22 protein-coding genes and 1 riboswitch are annotated in these 24592 nt (G+C 74.7%); of the genes, 11 read left to right on the top strand and 11 right to left on the bottom strand.

What is annotated here, in order from left to right:
• Positions 1–15: 15 nt before the first annotated feature.
• The 9 genes from cobI to ACIQ8B_RS23495 all read right to left on the bottom strand — a co-directional run bounded on the left by cobI (position 16) and on the right by ACIQ8B_RS23495 (position 12899).
• Complete coding sequence (gene cobI, locus ACIQ8B_RS23535) at positions 16–747, bottom strand: precorrin-2 C(20)-methyltransferase (protein WP_290007801.1); 732 nt, start codon at positions 745–747, stop codon at positions 16–18.
• Positions 744–2243, bottom strand: a complete 1500-nt coding sequence (locus ACIQ8B_RS23530; protein WP_403549327.1) for a cobyrinate a,c-diamide synthase — start codon at positions 2241–2243, stop codon at positions 744–746. Before ACIQ8B_RS23530 ends, cobI begins: the two co-directional genes overlap by 4 nt.
• Complete coding sequence (gene cobO, locus ACIQ8B_RS23525) at positions 2237–2845, bottom strand: cob(I)yrinic acid a,c-diamide adenosyltransferase (protein ID WP_106414836.1); 609 nt, start codon at positions 2843–2845, stop codon at positions 2237–2239. Before cobO ends, ACIQ8B_RS23530 begins: the two co-directional genes overlap by 7 nt.
• Positions 2845–4845 carry a putative cobaltochelatase gene (locus ACIQ8B_RS23520; RefSeq protein WP_403549325.1) on the bottom strand — a complete coding sequence of 667 codons (2001 nt, stop codon included), beginning with the start codon at positions 4843–4845 and terminating at the stop codon, positions 2845–2847. Before ACIQ8B_RS23520 ends, cobO begins: the two co-directional genes overlap by 1 nt.
• On the bottom strand, positions 4842–8507 hold the full coding sequence (gene cobN, locus ACIQ8B_RS23515) for a cobaltochelatase subunit CobN (RefSeq protein WP_403549323.1): 3666 nt from the start codon (positions 8505–8507) through the stop codon (positions 4842–4844). Before cobN ends, ACIQ8B_RS23520 begins: the two co-directional genes overlap by 4 nt.
• On the bottom strand, positions 8504–10015 hold the full coding sequence (locus ACIQ8B_RS23510; protein WP_403549321.1) for a cobyric acid synthase: 1512 nt from the start codon (positions 10013–10015) through the stop codon (positions 8504–8506). Before ACIQ8B_RS23510 ends, cobN begins: the two co-directional genes overlap by 4 nt.
• Entirely contained in the window at positions 10012–10953 is a 942-nt protein-coding gene (locus ACIQ8B_RS23505; RefSeq protein ID WP_403549319.1) for a cobalamin biosynthesis protein, read from the bottom strand. The genes ACIQ8B_RS23510 and ACIQ8B_RS23505 overlap by 4 nt, the downstream gene beginning before the upstream one ends.
• A gap of 121 nt (positions 10954–11074) precedes the next feature.
• A riboswitch (cobalamin riboswitch) is annotated at positions 11075–11213 on the bottom strand.
• A gap of 179 nt (positions 11214–11392) precedes the next feature.
• Positions 11393–11614 (bottom strand): hypothetical protein, encoded by a 222-nt coding sequence (locus tag ACIQ8B_RS23500; protein ID WP_106414841.1) that lies wholly within the window; start codon positions 11612–11614, stop codon positions 11393–11395.
• A 31-nt stretch (positions 11615–11645) separates the two neighbouring features.
• The gene (locus ACIQ8B_RS23495; protein WP_403549317.1) at positions 11646–12899 is read right to left on the bottom strand and encodes an anion permease; all 1254 of its coding nucleotides are present in this window, start codon (positions 12897–12899) and stop codon (positions 11646–11648) included.
• A gap of 162 nt (positions 12900–13061) precedes the next feature.
• Here ACIQ8B_RS23495 and ACIQ8B_RS23490 point away from each other — a divergent pair, with 162 nt between their 5' ends.
• The 3 genes from ACIQ8B_RS23490 (at position 13062) to ACIQ8B_RS23480 (ending at position 16853) form a co-directional block, all read left to right on the top strand.
• Positions 13062–13847, top strand: a complete 786-nt coding sequence (locus tag ACIQ8B_RS23490; protein WP_403549315.1) for a class II aldolase/adducin family protein — start codon at positions 13062–13064, stop codon at positions 13845–13847.
• Between the two features lie 255 nt (positions 13848–14102).
• Positions 14103–15230 (top strand): alpha/beta hydrolase, encoded by a 1128-nt coding sequence (locus ACIQ8B_RS23485; protein WP_403549313.1) that lies wholly within the window; start codon positions 14103–14105, stop codon positions 15228–15230.
• Positions 15231–15425: 195 nt separating this feature from the next.
• Positions 15426–16853, top strand: a complete 1428-nt coding sequence (locus tag ACIQ8B_RS23480; protein ID WP_403549311.1) for a hypothetical protein — start codon at positions 15426–15428, stop codon at positions 16851–16853.
• Positions 16854–17370: 517 nt separating this feature from the next.
• Here the strand turns inward: ACIQ8B_RS23480 and ACIQ8B_RS23475 are convergent.
• Positions 17371–17784 carry a VOC family protein gene (locus ACIQ8B_RS23475; RefSeq protein WP_290007780.1) on the bottom strand — a complete coding sequence of 138 codons (414 nt, stop codon included), beginning with the start codon at positions 17782–17784 and terminating at the stop codon, positions 17371–17373.
• A 250-nt stretch (positions 17785–18034) separates the two neighbouring features.
• On the opposite strand from ACIQ8B_RS23475, the gene ACIQ8B_RS23470 reads away from it, so the two are divergent.
• From ACIQ8B_RS23470 to ACIQ8B_RS23460, 3 genes are all read left to right on the top strand, one after another.
• Positions 18035–19633 (top strand): ABC-F family ATP-binding cassette domain-containing protein, encoded by a 1599-nt coding sequence (locus ACIQ8B_RS23470; RefSeq protein ID WP_106414844.1) that lies wholly within the window; start codon positions 18035–18037, stop codon positions 19631–19633.
• A gap of 381 nt (positions 19634–20014) precedes the next feature.
• Complete coding sequence (locus tag ACIQ8B_RS23465; RefSeq protein WP_198602589.1) at positions 20015–20236, top strand: helix-turn-helix domain-containing protein; 222 nt, start codon at positions 20015–20017, stop codon at positions 20234–20236.
• 106 nt (positions 20237–20342) lie between these two features.
• A complete protein-coding gene (locus tag ACIQ8B_RS23460; RefSeq protein ID WP_403549308.1) occupies positions 20343–21146 on the top strand; it encodes an enoyl-CoA hydratase/isomerase family protein in 804 nt (267 codons plus the stop codon).
• Between the two features lie 32 nt (positions 21147–21178).
• Here ACIQ8B_RS23460 and ACIQ8B_RS23455 read toward each other — a convergent pair whose 3' ends face one another.
• Complete coding sequence (locus ACIQ8B_RS23455; RefSeq protein ID WP_403549306.1) at positions 21179–22024, bottom strand: hypothetical protein; 846 nt, start codon at positions 22022–22024, stop codon at positions 21179–21181.
• Between the two features lie 86 nt (positions 22025–22110).
• On the opposite strand from ACIQ8B_RS23455, the gene ACIQ8B_RS23450 reads away from it, so the two are divergent.
• Genes ACIQ8B_RS23450 through amaP form a run of 5 tightly spaced genes read left to right on the top strand, consistent with a single transcriptional unit; the run spans position 22111 to position 24397 of the window.
• Positions 22111–22605: an Asp23/Gls24 family envelope stress response protein gene (locus tag ACIQ8B_RS23450; RefSeq protein WP_290007770.1), complete on the top strand. Its 495-nt coding sequence runs from the start codon at positions 22111–22113 to the stop codon at positions 22603–22605.
• A gap of 25 nt (positions 22606–22630) precedes the next feature.
• Positions 22631–22816 (top strand): hypothetical protein, encoded by a 186-nt coding sequence (locus tag ACIQ8B_RS23445; protein ID WP_106414848.1) that lies wholly within the window; start codon positions 22631–22633, stop codon positions 22814–22816.
• On the top strand, positions 22813–23193 hold the full coding sequence (locus ACIQ8B_RS23440; protein ID WP_290007766.1) for a hypothetical protein: 381 nt from the start codon (positions 22813–22815) through the stop codon (positions 23191–23193). The genes ACIQ8B_RS23445 and ACIQ8B_RS23440 overlap by 4 nt, the downstream gene beginning before the upstream one ends.
• A complete protein-coding gene (locus tag ACIQ8B_RS23435) occupies positions 23190–23822 on the top strand; it encodes a DUF6286 domain-containing protein (protein WP_403549303.1) in 633 nt (210 codons plus the stop codon). The genes ACIQ8B_RS23440 and ACIQ8B_RS23435 overlap by 4 nt, the downstream gene beginning before the upstream one ends.
• A complete protein-coding gene (gene amaP / locus ACIQ8B_RS23430; RefSeq protein ID WP_403549301.1) occupies positions 23819–24397 on the top strand; it encodes an alkaline shock response membrane anchor protein AmaP in 579 nt (192 codons plus the stop codon). The genes ACIQ8B_RS23435 and amaP overlap by 4 nt, the downstream gene beginning before the upstream one ends.
• Positions 24398–24592: the final 195 nt, after the last annotated feature.

Here is a 24592-nt window from a genome sequence, read left to right as displayed (position 1 = left end):
GCCCGTCCGCCCGGCTCACAGCTTGCCGCCCCGCCCGTCCCCGCGCCGGGGCGGCGCGATGAGCGTCGACAGGTACGGCAGCGGCCGCCCGTCCAGCTCCGCCGCCGGCCGCACCGACTCCTCCGGGAGCCCCAGCGCCGACCCCCACACCGCGTGGTCGAGCCGCCCGGTCTCCCGCAGCGCGTCGGCGACCTCACCGGCCTGCCGCCCGAACTTGTACGCGACGACCGTGCCGGGCCCGGCCAGAGCCTCCTTCAGCACGGACGCCCCGGCGGTCACCGGCACCAGGGTGAGCGGCTCGGTCCCCTCCGTCAGCACGGCCCCCGACCGCGCCGCGAGATCCTGCATGGCGGTGATCCCCGGCACGGTCTCCACGACCACCCCCGGCACCAGCCCGGCGACGGTCTGCGCGAGATAAGTGAAGGTCGAATAGACGTTGGGATCGCCGATGGTCGCGAACGCCACGCGCCCCCGCTCCCGCAACAGCCCGGCGACCCGCTCACCGGCCGCGTCCCAGGCGGCCTCGCGGCGCGCCCGGTCGGTCCGCTCGTTCAGCGCGAACACCACCCGGACGACCTTCTCGGCGGGTACGTAGTGCAGCACGGTCGCCTCGGCCCGCCCCCGCTCACCCGTGTCCATCACGGGGACGACGACGACCTCGGCGGCCCGCAGCGCGTTGACCCCCTTGACGGTCACCAGCTCCGGGTCCCCGGGCCCGACGCCCACCCCGATCAGCCTGCTGCTCATGACGTCCGGCACCTCTCCACGAACCGAAGGGCGACACCGGGCGCCGACGCCCAGTGGGTGTGCAGATAACTGGCGTGCACGCTCTTCCCGACGAACCCTTCGACCCGCCGCTCAGGTGTGCGCAGCCCCCACGCGGGGGAGCCCCCGGCCCCCGGCTCGACGACCGTCCGGTGGAACTCGTGCCCCCGCATCCGCGTCCCGGCCGCGGCCAGCACGCTGTCGGAGACGGCCACGGCGTCCCGGTACCCGAGCGTCAACCGCTCCGACATCCGCGCGGAGGCGTCGAGCACGCCGCACATGGGCATCCCGTCCAGCTCCCGGCAGAGGTACAACAGCCCGGCACACTCGGCGGCGACGGGGGCGCCACCCGCGGCGAGCTCGGCAATCCGCTCCCGCAGGGCTTCGTTGGCGGACAGCTCGGAGGCGTACACCTCGGGGAAACCCCCACCGATGACGACCCCGGCGGTCCCGTCGGGCAACTCCTCGTCCCGCAGAGGATCAAAGGTGACGACCTCCGCCCCGGCGGCGGTCAGCAACTCGGCATGCTCGGCATAGGAAAAGGTGAACGCGGCCCCGCCGGCGAGGGCGATGACCGGGTCCCCCGGCTTCTCGGACGACGTGGCCGCCGCTCCCGGTCCGTCCGGCGTTCGAGGACGAGGCCCGCCAGGGCCGACGAGGGGGCCCGGGGGCGAAGCTCCCGGGGCCGGGACGGGAAGGGGCGGCGGGGGCGAAGAAAAGAGGGCATCACCCGCGTCCCAAGCCGCACCCGCCAGTGACCCCGCACTGCACGCGAGGGCGACAAGCCCTTCGAGATCACATCCGTCGGCGACCAACGCCCCCATCGCCTGGACGGCGTCGACAGCCACGTCGCCCCGCTCAGCCACAGGCACGAGCCCCAGATGCCGAGACGGAGTCTCCACCCCCGCGCCCCGCCGCAACACCCCCATCACAGGAACCCCGACAGCCTCCAAGGCCTCCCGCAGCAACGCCTCATGCCGCTCCGACCCCACCTTGTTGAGGATCACGCCCCCGACCCGCACCTCCGGATCGAAGCTCACGAACCCGTGCACCAACGCCGCCACCGACCGCGCCTGCGCCGACGCGTCGACCACCAGCACCACCGGCGCCCGCAACACCTTCGCGACCTGCGCGGTGGACGCCAGCTCCCCCTCACCGGCCGCCCCGTCGAACAGCCCCATCACGCCCTCGACGACGGCGATGTCACACCCCCGCGCCCCGTGCGCGAACAACGGGGCCACCAGCTCGGCGCCACACAGATACGCGTCGAGGTTCCGCCCCACCCGCCCCGTGGCGAGCGCGTGGTACCCGGGATCGATGTAGTCGGGCCCCACCTTGTGCGGCGACACGGTCATCCCGCGCGCCGACAACGCGGCCATCAGCCCCGTGGCGACGGTGGTCTTCCCGCTCCCCGAGGACGGCGCGGCGATGACCAGCCGGGGGACGGTGAGGACGGAGGCGACGGACCCCGTCACCACTCGATCCCCCTCTGCCCCTTCTGCCCGACGTCCATCGGGTGCTTCACCTTGGACATGTCGGTCACCAGATCGGCGCAGTCCACCAGTTCCGCCGGCGCGTTGCGCCCCGTGATCACCACGTGCTGCGTCCCCGGCCGCTCCCGCAGCACGGACACCACCTCGGCCGTGTCCACCCACCCCCAGTGCATCGGGTAGGCGAACTCGTCCAGCACGTACAGCCGGTACGTCTCGGCGGCCAGGTCCCGCTTGACCTGCTCCCAGCCCTCGCGGGCCTTCTCCTCGTTGCTGACGTTGTCCCCCTGCAGCTCGCGCTGCACCCAGGACCAGCCCTCGCCCATCTTGTGCCAGGCGACGGAACCGCCCTCACCGGAGTCCCCGAGCACCCGCAGCGCCCGCTCCTCGCCGACCTTCCACTTCGCCGACTTGACGAACTGGAACACCCCGATCGGCCACCCCTGGTTCCAGGCGCGCAACGCCAGCCCGAACGCGGCGGTCGACTTGCCCTTGCCCACGCCCGTGTGGACGACGACCAGCGGCCGGTTCCTCCGCTGCCGCGTCGTCAGACCGTCGTCGGGCACGACACTCGGCTGCCCCTTCGGCATTACGCGGCCCTCCCCTGCACGTCCTTCACCAGTCCGGCGATGCTGTCCGCCCGCAGCTCGTCCAGCGTCACCGCGGTCCCGCCCAGCTCACCGGCGAGCCGCCCGGCCAGCCCCAGCCGCACCGGCCCCGACTCGCAGTCCACGACCACCGAGGCGATGCCCTCCGCCGCGAACAGCCGCGCCGCACGCGACGCCAGCGCCACCGGCTCCGGCCCGCCGGTCGCCCGCCCGTCGGTCACCACCACGACCAGGGCCCGCCGCGCGGGGTCCCGCAGCCGCTCCACCCGCAGCACGTCGTGCGCCCTGAGCAGCCCGGCCGCCAGCGGGGTGCGTCCGCCGGTCGGCAGCGACTCCAGCCGGGCCGCCGCCGCGTCCACCGACGAGGTCGGAGGCAGCGCGACGTCGGCCGACGCCCCCCGGAAGGTCACCAGGCCCACCTTGTCCCGCCGCTGGTAGGCGTCGAGCAGCAGCGACAGCACGGCGCCCTTCACGGCGCCCATCCGCTGCCGCGCGGCCATGGACCCGGAGGCGTCCACGACGAACAGCACGAGATTGCCCTCGCGGCCCTCCCGGGTCGCCTGCCGCAGATCGTCGCGGCGCACGACGAGACCGCGCCCGGAGCGTCCCCGGGCCCGCTGGTGCGGCGCGGCGGCCCGCACGGTCGCCGCGAGGTGCAGCGCGGTCAGCGTCCCCTCGGGCCGGCGCGCACCCGTCGTGCGCCCGTGCTCGGTACGGGCCCGCGACCGCCGCCCGGCGGCCCCCGCCCCGACCCCGGGAACGCTCAGCGCCTTCGTGCGGAAGGGCTCGGAGGCCCGCACGGGCGACTGCTCCCCGGCCCCGCCGGGCGCGGGCTCACCCTCACCGCCCTCGGGCCGGGACGCCGCGTCCCCGCCCTGCGGCCCGCTGTCCGGAGCCGGCTCCCCGCCGCCCCCGCCGGGCCCTCCCTCAGGACCGTCACCGTCGGGGCCGGGGCCGGGGTCGTCGTCACCCCCGAACTCCTCCAGTGTCTCGTCCAGCTTGTCCTCGTCCAGCCCCGGCGCGTCGAACGGGTTGCGCCGCCGCCGGTGGGGGAGAGCCAGCAGCGCCGCCTGCCGCACGTCCTCGGCGAGCACCTCCGTCCGCCCGGCCCAGGCGGCCAGCGCGGTCGCCGTGCGCGCCATCACGATGTCGGCCCGCATGCCGTCCACCTCGAAGGCCGCGCAGGTCGCCGCGATCTGCCGCAGCGCGGCATCCCCCAGGCGCACCGACGGCAGCACCTCCCGCGCCGCGACGATCCGCTGCCGTACGGCGGCCTCCTCGTCGGCCCACCGCGCGGCGAAGGCGGCCGGACCGTCCTCGTACGCCAGCCGCCGCCGGACCACCTCGACCCGCTGGTCCGGCTCCCGGGACGCGGCGACCTCGACGGTCAGCCCGAACCGGTCCAGCAACTGCGGCCGCAGCTCGCCCTCCTCCGGGTTCATCGTCCCGACGAGCAGGAACCGCGCCGCGTGCCGAACGGAGACGCCCTCGCGCTCCACGTACGAGGCGCCCATCGCCGCCGCGTCCAGCAGCAGGTCGACCAGGTGGTCATGCAGGAGATTGACCTCGTCGACGTACAGGATGCCCCGGTGGGCGGCGGCGAGCAGCCCTGGCTCGAACGCCTTCACGCCCTCCGAGAGCGCCCGCTCGATGTCCAGCGCACCGACCAGCCGGTCCTCGGAGGCGCCGACGGGCAGCTCCACCATCCGCGCGGGACGCGCAGTGCCGCCGCCCCCGCCCTCGTGCGGCCCGTCCGGGCACCCCGGGTCGGGCGACGCGGGGTCGCAGGAGAACCGGCATCCCGGCACCACGGCGACCTCCGGCAGCAGCGAGGTCAAGGCCCGTACCGCCGTCGACTTGGCGGTGCCCTTCTCGCCGCGCACCAGCACACCGCCGACCGACGGCGACACCGCGTTCAGCAGCAGCGCGAGCCGCAGGTCGTCCTGGCCGACGACGGCCGTGAAAGGAAAGGGGGTGGTCACTGGTCGTCGCCCTCCGAGTCGCCTTCGAGGTCGCCCTCGAGTTCCAGGTAGGTGGCGCGCAGCCGCTCCAGCGTGCCGGCGTCCGGCTCCGCCCACAGCCCGCGGTCCGCCGCCTCCAGCAGCCGTTCCGCGATGCCGCGCAGCGCCCAGGGGTTGGACTTCTTCATGAAGTCCCGGTTCTCCGGCGAGAAGACGTACTCCGCGCTGAGCTTCTCGTACATCCAGTCGTCCACGACCCCGGCCGTGGCGTCGTACCCGAACAGGTAGTCCACGGTGGCCGCCATCTCGAAGGCGCCCTTGTAGCCGTGCCGGCGCATCGCGGCCATCCAGCGCGGGTTGACCACCCGCGCCCGGAACACCCGGTGCGTCTCCTCGCCCAGCGTCCGCGTCCGCACCTGGTCCGGTGTCGCCGAGTCGCCGACGTACGCCTCCGGGCTCGCGCCCGTCAGGTGCCGGACCATGGCGACCATGCCGCCGTGGTACTGGAAGTAGTCGTCCGCGTCGACGAGATCGTGCTCGCGCGTGTCGACGTTCTTCGCCGCGACCGCGATCCGCCTGAACGCCGTCTCCATGTCGCCGCGTGCCGCGCGCCCGTCGAGTCCGCGCCCGTAGGCGTAGCCGCCCCACACCGCGTACACCTCGGCGAGGTCCGCGTCGGAGCGCCAGTTCCGGGCGTCGATCAGCGGCAGCAGCCCCGCCCCGTACGCCCCCGGCTTGGAGCCGAAGATGCGCGCGGTCGCCCGCCGCCGGTCACCGTGCTCGGCGGAGTCCTCGTCCACGTGCGCGCGCACGTAGTTCGACCCGGCCGGCTCGTCCAGCTCGGCCACCGCCCGCACCGCGTCGTCGATCAGCCCCACCACGTGCGGGAACGCGTCCCGGAAGAAGCCGGAGATGCGGACGGTGACGTCGATGCGGGGCCGGCCCAGCTCGTCCAGCGGGACGACCTCGAAGCCGGTCACGCGCCTCGACGCGTCGTCCCACACCGGACGGCAGCCCAGCAGCGCCAGGATCTCGGCGATGTCGTCGCCCTGCGTGCGCATCGCGGACGTGCCCCACACGGTCAGGCCCACCGACCTCGGGTACGCGCCCGTGTCCTCCAGGTAGCGCCGTACCAGCGAGTCCGCCAGCGACTGTCCGACCTCCCAGCTCAGCCTCGACGGGATGGCCTTGGGGTCGACCGAGTAGAAGTTCCGGCCCGTCGGCAGGACGTTGACCAGGCCGCGCGTGGGGGAGCCGGACGGGCCCGCCGGGACGTACCCGCCGTCCAGCGCGCGCAGGATGTGCCCGATCTCGTCCGTCGTCCGGGCCAGCCGGGGCACGACCTCCTCGCAGGCGAACCGCAGCACGGCCACCGCGTCCGGGAGCTCCGTGCCCAGCACCTCCCGCACCAGCGCGGGCACGGCCTCGGCCGCCCACCCCCGCTGCTCCATGCCCTCCGCGAGCCGCCGGCACAGCTGTTCCAGCAGGTCGATCGCGTCGGAGGCCGTACGGGACGGGCCCTCGACCAGGTCGGTCAGCTCCACCGGCGCCTTCACCGGCGTGCCGGGCTCGGCCAGCAGCTCCTTCTCCACCAGCCCGAAGTGCCCGGCCAGTGCGGCCCGCAGACCCGGCAGCGCGTTGGCCCGCCCGCCCCACACCTGCGAGGCGCGCAGCACCGCCAGCACCAGGTTCACCCGCGGTTCGCCGGCCGGCCCGCCGCCCAGGACGTGCAGGCCGTCGCGGATCTGCACGTCCTTGATCTCGCACAGGTAGCCGTCGATGTGCATGACGAACTCGTCGAACGCGTCGTCGTCCGGCTGGTCGTCCACGTGCAGGTCGTGGTGCAGCTCGGCGGCCTTCACCAGGGTCCAGATCTGCGCGCGCACCGCCGGCGCCTTCGCCGGGTCCAGGTCGGAGACCAGCGCGTACTCGTCCAGGAGCTGTTCCAGCTTCGCCAGGTCGCCGTAGGTGTCGGCGCGGGCCATCGGCGGGACCAGGTGGTCGACGACCGTGGCGTGCCCGCGCCGCTTGGCCTGGGTGCCCTCGCCGGGGTCGTTGACGATGAACGGGTAGACCAGCGGCAGGTCGCCCAGCACCGCGTCCGGCGCGCACCCGGCGCTCAGTCCGAGGCCCTTGCCGGGCAGCCACTCCATCGTGCCGTGCTTGCCCATGTGGACGATCGCGTCGGCGCCGAAACCGTTCTCCAGCCAGCGGTAGGCGGCCAGGTAGTGGTGGGACGGCGGCATGTCCGGGTCGTGGTAGATCGCGATCGGGTTCTCCCCGAAGCCGCGCGGCGGCTGGATCATCACCACGACGTTCCCGAACCGCAGGGACGCCAGCACGATGTCGTCCCCGTCGACGTACAGCGAGCCCGGCGGCTCGCCCCACGCCTCGGTCATCGCCTCCCGCAGCCCCGGGTCGAGCGTCCCGAACCACTCCCGGTAGTCGGCCAGCGGCACCCGCGCGGGCGCGGCGGCCAGCTGGTCCTCCGTCAGCCACTCGACGTCGTGCCCGCCCGCCTCGATCAGCCGGTGGATCAGCTCGTCGCCCTCGGCCGGGTGCCCCTCGACCGCGTACCCGGCGTCCCGCAGCGCGTCCAGCACGCGCACCGCCGACGCGGGCGTGTCCAGCCCCACCGCGTTGCCGACGCGCGAGTGCTTCGTCGGGTACGCGGTGAAGACCAGCGCCACCTTCTTCTGCGCGTTCGGCTTGTGCCGAAGGGCCGCGTGCCGCACGGCGATCCCGGCGACCCGCGCCGCCCGCTCGGGGTCGGCGACGTACACCGGCACCTCGTCCGGGCCCTGCTCCTTGAAGGAGAACGGGACCGTGATCAGCCGGCCGTCGAACTCGGGGATGGCGACCTGCATGGCCGCGTCCATGGGGGAGAGGGCGGCGTCGGACTCCTCCCAGGCCGCCCGCGAGGACGTCAGACACAGCCCCTGCAGCACCGGGACGTTCAGATCGGCGAGCGCGCCGACGTCCCAGGCCTCCTCCTCGCCGCCCGCCGACGCCTGCGAGGCGTGGCTGCCGCCGGCCGCGAGCACGGTGGCGACCAGCGCGTCCGCCCGCCCCAGCAGCTCGTACAGCTCCGCGTCGGCGCCGCGCAGCGAACCGCAGTACACGGGCAGCGCGTTGGCGCCGCGCGCCTCGATCGCGTCGCACAGGGTGTCCACGAACGCGGTGTTGCCGCTGAGTTCGTGGGCGCGGTAGAAGAGCACGCCGACCGTCGGACGGCCCGGCACGACGGGACGCTCGCCGTGCACCCCGAACTCCGGCATCCTGCGCGGCTGCTCGAAGCCCTCGCCGGTCAGCAGCACCGTGTCCGACAGGAAGCGCGCCAGCTCGGCCAGATTCTCCGGGCCGCCCTCCACGAGGTACCGCAGCGCCTCGGCCACCACGCCCGCCGGGACGCTCGACTCGGCCATCAGCTCCGCGTCCGGCACGGTCTCCCCGCCGAGCAGCACCGTGGGGATCCCGGACGCCCTGAGCGCGGCCAGGCCGTCCTCCCAGGCGCGCTTGCCGCCCAGCAGCCGCACCACGGCGAGGTCGGCGCCGTCGAGCAGCGCGGGCAGCTCCTCCACGACGTCCACGCGGGTGGGGTTGCCGATGCGGTAGCCGGCGCCGGAGGCCCGGGCCGCCAGCAGGTCCGTGTCGGCGGTCGACAACAACAACACAGTGCTCATGCGGGCGCTCCTGGTGGGATGAAGGGCAGTCCTCGTGGCGCGCCGGACTCGATGAGCCGCCACAGCGCGTCCGTGTCCGCGTGCTGTTCGATCAGGTCGCCGAGCCGGTCGAGCTGCTCCTCGCGCAGCGCGGCGAAGGAGGTGTCGGGGGCCGGCACGAAACGGCGTCCCGCGCGGTCGGCCACCGCGCGCAGGAACGCCCGCCGGAACCCGTCCGACTCCAGCGCGCCGTGCCAGTGCGTGCCCCACGTGCCGCCCACCCGGCAGCCGTCCAGGAAGGCTTCGCCGCCCCGTACGTCGGCGACCCCGTGATGGATCTCGTACCCCTCGGCGCGCTCGCCGAGGGCCTCGCCGACCGGGCGGGCCAGGGTCTTCTCGCGGGCGAACCGCACCCGTACGGGCAGCACGCCGAGCCCGTCCACGCGGCCCGCACGGCTCTCCACGTCGTCCTCGATGCGCTCGCCGAGGAGCTGGAAGCCGCCGCAGACGCCCAGCAGCGGCCGGCCCTCGGCGGCCCGCCGCACCAGGGCGTCCGCCAGCCCGCGCTCGCGCAGCCAGCGCAGCGCCCGCACGGTCCCGCGGGTGCCCGGCACGACCACGAGGTCCGCGTCGGCGAGTTCGTCCGGCCGGTCCACGAACCGCACCACGACGCCCGGTTCGGCGGCGAGCGCGTCCACGTCGGTGAAGTTGGACATCAGCGGCACCGCGCACACCGCGACCCGCAGCACCTCCTCGCCGACCGGCGCGGTCACCGCGGACTCCCGCACCGCGCCCCTGAGCGACACCCTGAGGCCGTCCTCCTCGTCGATGCCGAGCCCGTGCCGGAACGGCAGCACGCCATAGGTGCGCCGCCCGGTCAGGCCGTGCAGCATCCGAAGGCCCGGCTCCAGCAGCGAGACGTCCCCGCGGAACTTGTTCACCAGGAACCCGGCGACCAGCTCCTGGTCCTCGGGGGAGAGCAGGGCGACCGTGCCGAAGAAGGAGGCGAAGACGCCGCCCCGGTCGATGTCCCCGACGACGAGGACCGGCAGACCGGCGTTGCGGGCGAGGCCCATGTTGACGATGTCGGTGCGGCGCAGGTTGATCTCCGCGGGGCTTCCGGCGCCCTCGCAGATCACCGCGTCGTACTCGCTCCGCAGCCGGTCCAGGCAGTCCAGGACCGTGCCGAGGAGGCTCTCCTGACGGCCGCCGTGGTAACCGCGTGCGCTCATCTCGCCGACCGGGCGGCCCATCAGCACCACCTGGCTGGACCGCTCGCCGCCCGGCTTCAGCAGCACCGGGTTCATCAGCGCCGTCGGCTCCACCCGGCACGCCTGGGCCTGCATGGCCTGGGCCCGCCCGATCTCGGCGCCCTCGCGCGTGACGAACGAGTTCAGCGACATGTTCTGCGCCTTGAACGGCGCGACCTTCACGCCCCGGCGCGCCAGCCACCGGCAGATCCCGGCGGTGACCACGCTCTTGCCGGCGTCCGAGGTCGTCCCGGCGACCAGCAGTCCGCCACCGCTCACGTCGCACGTCCCTTCAGTACGCGCCGCGCGGCCGCTCCGGCCGCGAGCGCGAGCCAGCCGACCCGCCGCGACAGGCGTACCGCCCGCTCGATGTCGGCCACGGCGACGGGGCGCCCGCCGCTGTTGAGGACGGGCCGGTGCTCGACCCGGCCGCCGTAGGACAGGGTTCCGCCGAGCCGTACGCCGAGCGCGCCCGCGAAGGACGCCTCGACGGGACCGGCGTTGGGGCTGGGGTGCCGCGCCGCGTCCGCACGCCAGGCCCGTACCGCCCCGCGCGGGTCCGGCCCGCTCAGTGCGGCGAGCACGGCCGTCAGGCGCGCCCCCGGCCAGCCGGCGACGTCGTCGAGGCGGGCGGAGGCCCAGCCGTAGCGGCGGTAACGGGGCGACTTGTGCCCCACCATCGCGTCCAGGGTGTTGACGGCCCGGAAGCCCACCAGGCCCGGGACTCCGGCGACCGCGCCCCACACCAGGGCGCCCACCACGGCGTCGGAGGTGTTCTCGGCCACGGACTCCACCACGGCGCGGGCGATCCCGTCGGCGTCCAGGGCCTGCGGGTCCCGGCCGCACAGGTGCGGCAGCCGCTCCCGGGCGGCCTCGACGTCACCGGACTCCAGGGCCCGCCCGACGGCACGCGCCTCCCGGGCCAGCGAGGTGCCGCCGACGACGGCCCAGGTGGCGACGCCGGTCAGGGTGACGGAAGCGGTGGGGGAACGGCGTACGGCGCGGGCGGCCAGGCCGCCGAGCGCGACGGCGCCGCCGACGCACACGGCGGTGTGCACGGCCCCGCGGCCCCGGTCGTCCTGCCACAGCACCCGCTCCACGGCAGCCGCGGCCCGCCCGAAAGCGGCGACCGGGTGTCCACGGCGGGGATCGCCGAGCAGCAGGTCGCCGAGGAGGCCGGCGGCGGCGCCGTACGCGAACACGCGATCGGCACCCATGGGGTCAGCCGGTGACGGATCCGGAGGGAACGGCCCCGGAGGCGGGTGGGGTGTCGCTGATCGACCTCGGCAGGCAGCCGCGCATGGCGATATGTCCTCACTCAGGGTGTCCACGCCCTGGTTCGACGAGACCGGCGGTGAAAGTTCCTGGCTCCCGGGGTGGTCACCCCGGTGACAGTGGCGGGACCGCGCCGGATTCGCACCGGCTTCCTCTCCTGCCGCCGTGTTGGCGGAGGCAGTCCACCATGCTCCCGGAAGGGCCGTCAACTTGCCGTTGACCTGCGGGGCTGAAGTGTGCCGAGGCCCACAGAGGGACTCACGTGGGTGAACGGCGTGACCGGCGTGACCGGCGTGACCGGCCCGCGGGGGCGCGGACACGGCGGCGGGCGGGACGGGAGCGGCCGCTCCCGTCCCGCCCGCGCACGCGTGCGGCCTGCCGTCAGGCCATGATCAGGTGGATACCGTAGCCCACCGCCGCCGCGCACGCGGCGAAGCAGGCGTAGGCGCCGGTGACCGCGAGAGCCGTGGACCGGCCCTCCGCGGCGGCCCGCTCGCGGCGGGACATGCCGGAGATGCCGAGGGTGAACAGGGCCACCAGGGCCACGGTGACCACGAGGCTGACGCCGAAGACGGAACCGAGGGCCGCCCAGTCGATCTTCATGGTGCTCTTCTTCCTTCGTGCCGGGTCGCGGTCAGACGGACGTCTTGGCCGGCGGGCCCGCCGGGTCGCCGGCCGTCGGCGCCGGGATGGAGGCCGTGAGGTCCTCGGCCACGGTGCCGGCCGGGGGCGGGGTCACGGCGGCCATCGCCTGGGTCACCACGCCGGACGGCTCCTCACCGGCGCCGTCGTGGTCGTTGACGTTGGTGTGGTCGACGATCTCGCGCCGGGAGATCTTCCAGATGGCCGCGCTGGAGGCGACCAGGAAGACGGCCACCACGGCGGTGCCCCAGTCGCCGAAGCCGCAGACCCACTCGGCGAGCGCCGCGACCAGGGCGGCGGCCGGCAGGGTCAGGCCCCAGGCGACGAACATCCGGGTGGCCGTGGACCAGCGGACCACGCCGCCCTTGCGGCCCAGGCCGGCGCCCATGACGGCGCCGGAGACGGAGTGCGTCGTGGACAGGGAGAAGCCGAGGTGCGAGGAGGCCAGGATGACCGTCGCGGCGCTGGTCTGGGCGGCGAAGCCCTGCTGCGGCTGGAGGTCGGTCAGGCCCTTGCCCATGGTGCGGATGATCCGCCAGCCGCCGAGGTAGGTGCCGAGGGCGATGGCGATGCCCGCCGAGAGGATGACCCACATGGGCGGGTCGGAGTCGGGGGCGAGGGTGCCGCCGGCCACCAGGGCGAGGGTGATGATGCCCATCGTCTTCTGGGCGTCGTTGGTGCCGTGGGCCAGGGAGACGAGGCCGGCGGAGGCGATCTGGCCGGCGCGGTAGCCCTTCGCGGAGGCCTTGTCGTCGGCGTTGCGGCCCATGCGGTAGGTGAGCCGGGTCGCGAGCATCGCGGCGACGCCGGCCACCAGCGGGGCGGCGATCGCGGGGATCAGGACCTTGGTGACCAGCACGTCGCCGTGCACCGCGCCGAAGCCGGCGGAGGCGACCGTGGCGCCGATCAGACCGCCCATGAGGGCGTGGGAGGAGCTGGACGGCAGACCCACCAGCCAGGTGAGGAGATTCCAGAGGATCGCGCCGACCAGTGCGGCGAAGATGACCTCGGGACGGATGCCGGCCTCGTCGACGAGGCCCTTGGAGATCGTGTTGGCGACCTCCACCGAGAGAAAAGCACCCACAAGGTTGAGGACGGCGGACATGGCCACTGCCGCCTTGGGCCTCATCGCACCGGTCGAAATGGTCGTTGCCATCGCGTTCGCGGTGTCGTGGAAACCGTTCGTGAAATCGAACGCGAGTGCGGTTACCACCACAATCGCGAGGATCAGCGAGAAGCTTTCCATTTACCCAGGCAATCGTTCGAGGTCATTGGCTGGTCGAATGTAGGTAACCAGGGTGAACGGAAGATGAACTGGAATGGGCATCGTGGTGACCGCAAGAGGGGTGGGCACTCCGCCGTACAGCCCAGGCCGCCTGGGTTCCCGGGCTCCTGGCAGGATCCCCCCATGGCCGAAGAGCACCGGACCGGACAGAAAGCGGAAGGCGCTGTGCGTGGCGCCCCGGACACGCGCGGCAAGGGCTCCGGGGGCGGGGTCGAGGAGGTGGCGCACGCCTGGGCGGAGCTCGTCGGGACCGCCCGCCGGACCGTGGCCGACGGGCTCGTCGTCGGCACCTCGGGCAACGTCTCGGTACGGGTCGGCGACACCGTCCTCGTCACGCCCTCGGGGATCCCGTACGACCGGCTCACCCCGGCCGACGTCACCGGGGTGGACCTCACGGGCCGGCAGGTGCTCGGCACGCTGGTCCCCACCAGCGAGCTGCCCCTGCATCTGGCCGTCCACCGCGCGACCGACGCGCGCGCCGTCGTGCACACCCACGCCGTGCACGCGACCGCCGTCTCCACCCTCGTCGACGAACTGCCGGCGATCCACTACATGACCGCCGCCCTCGGCGGCCCCGTCCGCGTGGCCCGCTACGCCACCTACGGCACCCCGGAACTGGCCGAGAACACCCTGCGTGCCCTCGACGGCCGCACCGGCTGCCTGATGCGGAACCACGGCACCCTGACCCACGGCGCCACCCTCGACCAGGCGTACGACCGCACCGCCCAGCTCGAGTGGATGTGCCGGGTGTGGCTCACCGCCTCCTCCGTGCCGGGCATGACCCCCAGCCTGCTCGGTCCCGAACAGCTCGCGGAGGCGGGCGAGCGGCTGAGGGGGTACGGGCAGTCCCCGGCCGGCGGACGGGCGGCCCCCGAGCCGCCCGGACGCGAGACCGGCAAGTCGGCATGACGCCGGGAAGCCCCGGACGCCGCACGCGTGCGGGGGTTTCGGGGGCGGACGTCCGCCGGCCGGGGACGCGTGCGGCCGGCGACCGCCGAGTCCGGTCTGCGGGTGTGGCGCCCGGCCCACGGGGAACGTGTCCGGAAGCCGGATGACGCGCCCGGCGGAACCGAGGACGCGGCCGGAGGCCGGCCCGTGTCCGGGCGGGCTCCCGGGCGACGCGCCCACTGGCCGGGTCCGCGTCCTGACCCGACACTGGGAGGCGTGCGCACTGTGACAGCGACGGCCACAGCCGTTACCGCCGTGATAGGGGCCGGCGCCGCCGCGGTGGCCGCCGGCCGGTTCGCCAGCGATGCCGCCCTGAGGATCCCCTCGGGCCGGCCCCTGCCCACCGAGCCCGTGCTCACCGTCCACGCCACCGCCGCCGGCCAGGTCACCCTCACCCGCGACCTCGCCGCCCTGCGGCCCGGCCGTCACGGCCTCGTCGGCGACGGCTTCCACGCGGTGGTGGGACCCGTGCTGCCCGGCGCCCCGAACTCCGCCGACAGCGTCGTGCGCCGCCTCGAACGCGTCACCTACGGCGCGCCGGAACCCGGCGACCGGGTCCGCTTCACCCCCAACGTGCACGTCGGCGACCCGGGCACCGCGCTCGACGTCGACCACACCGTCCTCGACGTGCCGGGCGAACTCGGGCCGCTGCCCGTGTGGTTCGTGCCCGGCGTCCGGGACACCTGGGTGATCGCCGTGCACGGCCTCGGCGCCACCCGGGAACACGTTCTCAACGTCCTCCCGGCCCTGCGCCGCAACCAGTTCCCGGTACTCGTCCCCGCCTACCGGGGCGACCCGGACGCGCCCCGCTCCCCGGACGGGCTCAGCCACCTCGGCGAGACCGAGTGGCGCGATCTCGACGCCGTGCTGCAGCACGCGGTGGACTCCGGCGCCCGCAAGGTGGTGCTCTACGGCTTCTCCACCGGCGCGACCATGGCGCTGCGCGCCGCCGCCCGCTCGGAACTGCGCGAGCGCGTCGCCGGGCTGCTGCTGGACTCCCCGGTGCTCGACTGGGAGTCCACCCTGCGCGCCCTCGCCTGCGCCCGCCGCACCCCCGGCGTGCTGCTGCCGCTCGCCGTCCGCGCCGCCCAGGGCCGCACCGGCCTGTACGGCGACCACCGGCCCGGCGCGGTCCGCCTGGACGGCATCGACGTTCCGACGCAGATCTTCCACGGCCCCGACGACACGGTGGCCCCCTGGCGGTTCTCCCGCCGCCTCGCCGCCGCCCACCCCGGCACGGTCACCCTGCAGACCGTCAGGGGCGCCCCGCACGCCGCGATGTGGAACGCCGACCCGGAAGCGTACGAGGAGTCGCTGCGGAGGTTCCTGGTGCCGCTGATGTGAGCCGGCGCGTCGGCCACCCGCGCGGGTCCCTGCGGGGGGTGTCGCGGCAGGCGGTGCGAGGGGTTCCGTTTAGCGCCGCACCAGTGGCCTGATCAGGCCCCCACGGCACCGTCCGAGCCCGCAGGACGACGGCCGCCGAGGCGTCCCCCGGCATTCCGTTTGGGATTTCTGACCGTCAACCGGAAGACTGCACCCGTGACGTCCCGTATCCCGCGCGACTCCAGGCTTCGACTCGTCCGCCCGCGCCCCCTGGCCGCCGCCCCCGCCGCGATCGAGCAGCGGCGTGTGCGCCGCCCCGCGCCACGCCCTCCGGAGGGCACGCCCGCACCGGCCGAGCTGGCCGGAATGGCACGCTCCGTCCTGGCCGCCGCCGCCCGTGTGGCCCGCTGGGCCGACCGCGCCCTCGGCCCCGGCGGGGACAGCGCCACCGCCGACGGCAAGGCCACCCTGTCCGACGCGACCGCCCGCCGGGCCGCCGAAGCCCTCGGCCTGACCGCCGATCAGGTCCGTGCCGACTGGGACACCGCCCGGCTGGCCGGCCTCATCGAGGTGCACGGTGACAGCGCCCGCCCCGGCTGGCGGCTGCGCGCCTGGGACCGCGACGACGGCGCCGTGCTGCGCGGCTGGGTCGCCCTCTGCGACGCCTGGTCGCTCGCCTGCCCCGAACCCGAGACCTACGAGCCGGCCGCCGTCGCCGAGGTCGTGACGGCGATGCCGCAGGTGCTGTCCTTTCTCCAGCTGTCCGCCGGGCCGGTGCCCGTGCCCCAGCTGCTCGACCTGCTGGAGCAGCGGGTCACCGAACTGCGCACCGAGCGCTGCGAGGTGGACTACGGGGCGGGGCCCGGCACGCCCGCCGTCACCCCCGAGCCCCGCCCCGCGCCCGCCGGGCCGCCCGCCGCGGACGCCCCGCTGGAACCGCTCCTCGACTGGGCGCTGCGCGCCCTCGCCTCCGTCGGCGCGCTGACCTACGGCGACGGACAGGCCACCCTCACCCCGCTCGGCAGCTGGGCGGTGTGGGTCAAGCTGGAGCAGATCTGCGTCGCCGCGCAGAGCCCTGCGGGCAACATCGAGCAGGGCGCCGAGGACATGCTGCGCGGGTGCGCGCGGCTCCGTCCGGCCGCGGCCCGCGCCGAGTACCGCGCCTGGCTCGCCGCCCGGCCGGTCGGCAGCGCCGTCACCGAGCTGATCGCCGCCGCCCGCGGCGAGGACGCCCTGCTGCGCGGCCTCGCCTTCGAGGCGCTGCGGGTGGTCGGCGCCCCCGCCGAGCCCGAGGTGCGCGCCGCCCTGGAGGAGCCCGCGCTGCGGCCGTACGCCCTGCTGTGGCTGGCCGAGCACGACGGGATGGACCCCGAGGACGCGCACGAGGTCCTCACCCGCGAGGAGGCGACCTGGCTGTGGGTGGACACGGCCGCCGCGGTCGCCGACCACGGAGAGGCGCCGCTGCTGGTCCGCCACCTGGAGACCGCGGTCCAGCCGACGGTGCCGGCCCTCCTCGACGAGGTCCGCGCGGTCGGCCACCCCCGCACCGTCCAGGTCCTGGTCGCCCTGGCAGCCGCCCACCCGGACCCCGCCTTCGCCAAGGCGGTCCGAAGAGCGGCCTTCCAGGTCCACAAGGGAGGCTGACGGCGCCTGCGCGGAGCGGGCTCTCGGGGGCGCGAGGTGGCGCCCCGGCCCCTTGCGCGGGGTTTCACGGCCGCCCGACTCGGCCTGCGCGGGGTGCGTTCCTGGGGGCCGCGCAGCCCGGCGTCCCGGCCCCCGCACCGGGTTTCACGGCTGACTGATCCCGTCCGCGCGGGCGGTGCGCCGCAGAGGCCCGCGAGCCGCGGCGGCGGGACCAGGGGCCGTGGGCACGGGCGCCCGGGTACTCGCGCGGGCGCCTCATGGGCGGGAGCCGGACATGCGGGCGGCGAGCCAGAGGCCGGGCACATGACGCCCCCGGCCGTCGCGGGCAGTCGTGCTTCCCTCCGTGCCTGAACGGCCTGGGGGACCCCGGCGGCACGGGTGGGCGCAACGGGCACTCGCGCGACGCGGCACCCTCGTGGCGCGGCGCCCGCGCAACGGCGCCGGCCCTCGTACCGCGCCGGTACCGGCGCGCGGGCAGCGGCGGACGGGGCCGGGACGACGGGGCCGCCCCGCCGGATCAGGCGCCCGCGTCCGGCGCGTACGTCCCGAAGCCCCAGACGTTGCCCTCCAGATCGCGGGCCATGTAGTCCCGCGACCCGTAGTCCTGGTCGGCCGGCGGCATGAGGATCTCCACGCCCTGCTCCACCGCCCGCCGGTGATGCGCGTCCACGTCGTCCACGACGACGTACACCCCTGCCGGCCCCGCGTCCTTCATCGCCGTGTCGAACACGCCCCCACGCCCCTTGGAGCCCAGCATCACCACCCCGTTGCCCTGGGCCAGTTCCGCATGCATGACCGTGCCGTCCTCGCCCTCGTACACCGACACCTCCGTGAAGCCGAGGGCCTCCGTGAGCTGCCGGACCGCAGCCTTCGCGTCCCCGTACAACAACGTCGGGACGACGCTCGGACGCGAGCTGCCCGCGCCTGCCATGGTGATCACTTCCTCGTGTCCGGAGTGCGCCGGGATGTCTCGTCACGGCCCAGTGTGGCACCGGCCACCGACAGCCGCCGGGAGGAAACCGCACGGGAAAAAGCGGTTGCACCGCCCCGTTAGAATGGCTCGCATGGCCATTCTCCTCGCGCATTAGACGGCGGGAACGTCCTCAGCCGCCCACCGCCACCCCTCCCCACCCTCGGCTCCGCCCGAGCGGGGGACCCCCCGACTGCCCTGGAGTCTGTCCGTGATCTCCGCCTCCGGCATCGAGCTGCGCGCCGGTGCCCGCGTCCTCATCGAGAGCGCCACCTTCCGCGTCGCCAAGGGCGACCGCATCGGCCTGGTCGGCCGCAACGGCGCGGGGAAGACCACCCTCACCAAGGTCCTCGCCGGCCAGGGCCTGCCCGCCGCCGGCACGGTCACCCGCTCCGGCGACGTCGGCTACCTGCCCCAGGACCCCCGCACCGGCGACCTCGACGTCCTCGCCCGCGACCGCATCCTCTCCGCCCGCGGCCTCGACGTGCTGATCCGCAAGATGCGGGAGAACGAGCAGCGCATCGCCAACGGCCAGGGCGCCACGCGCGAGAAGGCGCTGAAGCAGTACGAGCGCCAGGAGACCGAGTTCCTCACCAAGGGCGGGTACGCCGCCGAGGCCGAGGCCGCCACCATCGCCGCCGCGCTGAACCTCCCCGACCGGGTGCTCGGCCAGCCGCTGCACACCCTCTCCGGCGGTCAGCGCCGCCGCGTGGAGCTCGCCCGCATCCTGTTCTCCGACGCGGACACCCTGCTCCTCGACGAGCCGACCAACCACCTCGACGCCGACTCGATCGTCTGGCTGCGCGACTACCTCAAGACCTACCGCGGCGGCTTCATCGTCATCTCCCACGACGTGGACCTGGTCGAGACGGTCGTCAACAAGGTGTTCTACCTGGACGCCAACCGCGCCACGATCGACATCTACAACATGGGCTGGAAGCTCTACCAGCAGCAGCGCGAGGCCGACGAGAAGCGCCGCCGCCGCGAGCGGCAGAACGCCGAGAAGAAGGCCGCCGCGCTCAACGCCCAGGCCGACAAGATGCGCGCCAAGGCCACGAAGACGGTCGCCGCGCAGAACATGGCCCGCCGCGCGGAGAGGCTGCTGGCCGGTCTGGAGGAGGTGCGCCAGTCCGACAAGGTCGCCAAGCTGCGCTTCCCCGAGCCCGCGCCCTGCGGCAAGACCCCGCTGATGGCCGAGGGCCTGTCGAAGTCGTACGGCTCGCTGGAGATCTTCACCGACGTCGACCTGGCCATCGACAAAGGCTCCCGGGTCGTCATCCTCGGGCTGAACGGCGCCGGCAAGACCACCCTGCTGCGGCTCCTCGCGGGCGTCGAGCAGCCCGACACGGGCGCCGTCGTCCCCGGGCACGGCCTCAAGCTCGGCTACTACGCGCAGGAGCACGAGACCCTCGACCCGGACCGCACGGTCCTGGAGAACATGCGCTCCGCCGCGCCCGACATGGACCTCGTGGAGGTCCGCAAGGTGCTCGGTTCGTTCCTGTTCTCCGGCGACGACGTCGACAAGCCGGCCGGGGTCCTCTCCGGCGGTGAGAAGACCCGTCTCGCCCTGGCGACCCTCGTCGTCTCCTCGGCGAACGTCCTGCTGCTCGACGAGCCCACCAACAACCTCGACCCGGCCAGCCGCGAGGAGATCCTCGGCGCGCTGCGCACCTACAAGGGCGCGGTCGTCCTCGTCACCCACGACGAGGGCGCCGTCGAGGCGCTCCAGCCGGAGCGGATCATCCTGCTGCCGGACGGCGTCGAGGACCTGTGGGGCTCCGACTACGCGGATCTGGTCGCGCTCGCCTGACCGCGGCCCGACGGCACGGTCCCCGATCGCGGTCACCCGCGTGTGATCGAATACGTGATCCACTGAGTATGGATCATTCGGTCCATCGGTGATCCATCAATCGTGTGAGATCTCCTCATCCTGAGGTGTGTCCTACACGGATTTCGCGGCCGGACCCTCCAAGAACCGGGGTCCGGCCGTCGCACCTTTCTGACCTGCGGTTTCCCGGAGGAACCCGTTCGGCGGTCGCGCGCACACCGCCTGGAATCTCTCCTTCCGGATGTGGGGACACGCTCCCGTCGTCACGAGGTTGTCTCATCGACCTTGCCGAATGGGTGGCCATCGGGCCCGGGAGGGGTGATCATGAGGAGACCAGAGCGCACTTCCCATGAGGAGGCACGGGTGGCCGAGACTCTGAAGAAGGGCAGCCGGGTGACCGGCGCCGCGCGCGACAAGCTCGCGGCAGACCTGAAGAAGAAGTACGACGCCGGTGCGAGCATCCGGGCGTTGGCCGAGGAGACCGGCCGCTCGTACGGATTCGTGCACCGCATGCTGAGCGAGTCGGGCGTCACGCTCCGAGGGCGTGGCGGGGCGACACGGGGCAAGAAGTCTCCGACGCCCTGACCCGGCGGCCCCGCGGACCCGATGGGTGGCCACCCGGCCGGCCGTGCGACCGGCCGGGTGGTTACTGTGCAGTCACTTAGACGACCGCACCCATCGGAGGCGCCCCATGGCTTCGTTCCCCCAGGACCTCGGTCCGGTACTCGACAAGGACGGCGTACGGCTCACCGTCGACGACGCGATCGCCACGGTGACCCTGACCAACCCGGCCAAGCGCAACGCGCAGAGCCCCGCTCTGTGGCGCGCGCTGACCGAGGCCGGTCAGCTGCTGCCCGGTTCCGTCCGGGTCGTGGTGCTGCGCGGGGAGGGCAAGTCGTTCTCCGCCGGGCTCGACCGGCAGATGTTCACACCCGAGGGGATCCCGGGCGAGCCGTCGTTCGTCGACCTCGCGCGCAGTGACGACGCCGCGCTGGACGCCGCCATCGCCGGCTACCAGGACGCGTTCACCTGGTGGCGGCGCAACGACATCGTGTCCATCGCCGCCGTGCAGGGACACGCCATCGGGGCCGGGTTCCAGCTGGCCCTCGCCTGTGACCTGCGCGTCGTCGCGGACGACGTGCAGTTCGCCATGCGCGAGACCAGCCTCGGCCTGGTGCCCGACCTGACCGGCACGCACCCCCTCGTCGGCCTCGTCGGCTACGCCCGCGCGCTGGAGATCTGCGCGACGGGCCGTTTCGTCACGGCCGAGGAGTCGGTGAACACCGGCCTGGCCAACCTCGCCGTGCCCGCCGCCGAGCTCGACGCGGCGGTCCAGGACCTCGCCGCGGCGCTGCTGGCCGCGCCGCGCGACGCCGTGATCGAGACGAAGGCGCTGCTGCGCGGTGCGCAGGACCGCACCTACGACGAGCAGCGCGGCGCCGAGCGCGCCGCGCAGGCCCGTCGCCTGCGCGACCTGGCCGGCCTCGGCGAGTGAGCGGACGGCCGTGACCGGCCGACGGCGGCGGGTCAGTCCAGGTCGGTGACCAGGACGGCCACCGTCGGCCGGTCCGGCAACGCGGCCGCCACGGCCGTCCGCACGGCCCGCGCCACCTCCAGCGGCCGGAACCCCGCCGCGACGGCGAGATCCACGCGCGCATGGCGGCGGGGCAGGGCGGCCCCGGTGGCCGGCTGCTCCGCACCGAGCCGCACCCCGCGCCCCCACGCGCCGGTCAGCCGGCTCACCCCCGCCACCCCGAGCACCACATCCGCGACCCGTTCGGCCTCCGGGTCGCCGCCCCCGCCGGCGACACCCGCCGCGGGAGCAGGCGTCGCCGCGCCGAAAGCCTCCGCCCTCCCGGACGCTTCCTCGGGCTGAGACGCCGTGGCGGCCCCGGAGACCTCCGTGCCCCCGGTCGTCCGCGCCGCCGCGGACGCCTCCCCCGCTCCCGGCGCCGGTCCGTCCGAGGCCGGCTCCGTGTCCAGCAGTTCCGTGACCCGCAGGTCCACCTCCGTCAGCTCCAGGCCGATCCGTTCCGTCGCGGCGGCCGCCAAGGCCGTGCGCAGGCGGGACGCCGTCTCCGGGAGGGGCCAGGCCGCCGCGGCCGCGAACTCCGCGGTGAGCCGCAGCGGGCCCGGCGGCAGAGCGCTCGGCGGGGCCGGGACGGCCGGGTCGGACGCCGCGTCCGGGTCGGCGAGCCCGAGCCGGACCCCGTCCAGCCGTACCTCCGGCACGTCCCGTTCCGCCGCGCGGCGCAGGGCCGTGCCGGCCGCCCGTTCCGCGATCCACGCTCCGTCGCGCGGTCCTCCCAGCGGGAGGAACCTGCCGAGCCCCACCTGCTGCCGCACCATCCGCGTCCACCGGTCCGCCGTCATTCCTCCAGCCTGCCGTATTCCTGGCGCGAATCGGGGCAACCGCGCATACGGTGGTGGAAGGAGGACGACCGAAGGGATGTATGGCGATGACCGACATGACCGAAGGCGGCTCGGTGCGGGCTCCTGAGACCGACAAGACGCTGGGCGACTCCGGCACGCGCCGGGGACAGGGCACACGGCGCGGCGGCGGCGACCCCGCGGACCGGGGCCGGACCACCATCGCCGACGGCGTGGTGGAGAAGATCGCCGGGCTGGCCGCCCGTGACGTCCCGGGCGTGCACGCCATGGGCAGCGGGATCTCGCGGACCTTCGGCGCCGTGCGCGACCGGGTGCCGGGCGGGGCGAAGTCGGTGACACGCGGCGTGAAGGCCGAGGTCGGCGAGGTGCAGACCGCGCTGGACCTGGAGATCGTCGTCGACTACGGCGTGTCCATCGCCGACGTCGCCAAGGACGTGCGGGAGAACGTCATCGCGGCCGTCGAACGGATGACCGGCCTCGAGGTGGTCGAGGTCAACATCGCGGTGAGCGACGTGAAGCTGCCCGACGAGGAGGACGACGAGCCCGAGTCCCGACTGCAGTGAGACGGGCTGAGCGGAGGAGCGAGGCATGAGGATGGCCGTCGTCGGCATGATCGCCGGCATGGCGTTGGGCTTCGCCGGATACTTCGGCGGATTCGGGGCTTTCCTGCTGGTGGCGGCCCTGGGCGCGGTGGGTTTCGTGGTCGGCCGGCTGCTCGAGGGCGACCTGGAGCTCGGCGACTTCTTCCGTCCCCGTGACGAACGGCGGCGGTGACGGGGGTGGGCGCGGGGGCCGTGGAGCTCACCGGAGACCCGCGAACCGTCCCTCCGGGCGAACGCGGGCAGACCACGATCGCCGACCGGGTGGTCGCGAAGATCGCCTCCCAGGCGGCGCGTGAGGCCGTCGGCGCGCTGCCGCCGGACGCCGGGCCGCCGCACGCGAGCGTCGTCGTCCGGCACGGCAGCGCCCGCGTGCGGGTGCACGTCGAGCTCGACTACCCCGGCGACATCGGCGGCCGCTGCGCGCGGGTGCGGCGGCGGATCGTCGACCGGGTGCGCGATCTCGCGGGCATGGCCGTGCCGGAGGTCGTCGTGCAGGTGGAGCGGCTCCACCTGGCCGCCCGGCCCGACACGGTCGGGAGGACGCCATGAGCGGGCCCCCGGGCACGACGGCCGACCCGGCGCCGCCGCCCACGGGGAGCGGCGTCGTCACCGGCGGCGCGAGCGGCGGGCGCCGGCGCTTCTGGTCCGCCCGCCGCGTCCCGGCGGCTCTGCTGGCACTGGCGGTCCTGGTGATCGTGGGCGTGTTCCTGTACGACATCGCCGCGGTACGGGCCGGCCGGCCCGGGATGAGCTGGCGCCGCGACCTCGCCCGGCAACTGGCGGAGCGTCCGCTGGACGACGTGTGGGTGCTGACCGGCGCGGCCGTCGCCGCCGCGCTCGGTCTGTGGCTGCTGGTGCTGGCCCTCACGCCGGGACTGCGCTCGCTGCTGACGATGCGCCGGGTCCGTCCCGACGTTCGCGCGGGCCTCGACCGGGACGCCGCCGCGACGGTGTTGCGGGACCGGGCGATGGAGGTGGCCGGTGTGCAGTCGGTCCGGGTCGCCGTGCGGCGGAGGAGGACGAACGTGCGGGCGGTGTCGCACTTCCGTGACCTGGACGACGTACGGGACGACCTGACCGCGGTGCTGGACGGGGCGCTCCGGGGGCTGGGCCTGGCCCGGCCGTCCACGTTGTCGCTGCACGTGCGGCGGCCCGGCCGGAAGGGGCGGCAGCCGTGAACAAGACCGTCAACCGTGTGCTGCTCGCGCTGGCGGGACTGGTGCTGTGCGCGCTCGGCGGGTCGGTGCTGGCGATCGGTCTCGGCGCGCCCGCGCCCTCCTGGTGGCTGCACGACGGCCGGCACGACGTGCTGCTCGACGACTCCGAGCGGACCCGGTGGCGGGACGAGGGCTGGTGGTGGCCGGTGGTGATCGCCGCGCTCGCCGTGGTGGTCCTGCTCTGCCTGTGGTGGCTGGTCTCGGTGCTCCGCCGGCGACGGATGTCCGAGGTCTTCGTCGACTCCGGCGACGGGGAGGGGGCGGCGCTGCGGGGGCGTGCCCTGGAGCACGCGCTCGCCGAGGAGGCGAACCGGCAGGACGGCGTGGCCCGTGCCCGCGTCCGCCTCACCGGCCGCCGCGGCACGCCACGGGCCCGCGTCGTCCTGCTCCTGGAACCCCACGTGGACCCCGGCACGGCCCTCGACACCCTCACCGCCGGCCCCCTCACCCACGCCCGCGAGGCCACGGGTCTGCCCGCCCTCCCGGCGGAGGTGCGGCTCCGGGCGGTGAAACACCGCCCGGAGCGGGTCACCTGACGCCGGGGCCGCCCCGGCACGCGTCACCGGACCCACCGCGCACCGTGCGAGCGGGCGATCGAGCAGGAGGGGAAGAACGCCCTTCCTGGTCCGCCCTTGCCGGACCGGGGCCGCTGCCCCCGGTTCCGGGCGGCGGGGGCCACTGCCCCCGTGCCGGGACGGGCGGCTCCCGCCCGTCCCGGCACGGCACGGCGG

Origin of the sequence: Streptomyces sp. NPDC096105, assembly GCF_044763335.1 — a bacterium.
GTDB lineage: Bacteria > Actinomycetota > Actinomycetes > Streptomycetales > Streptomycetaceae > Streptomyces.
The sequence above is the reverse complement of the archived record's forward strand: the minus strand, read 5'-3'. Positions and strand labels throughout refer to the sequence as shown.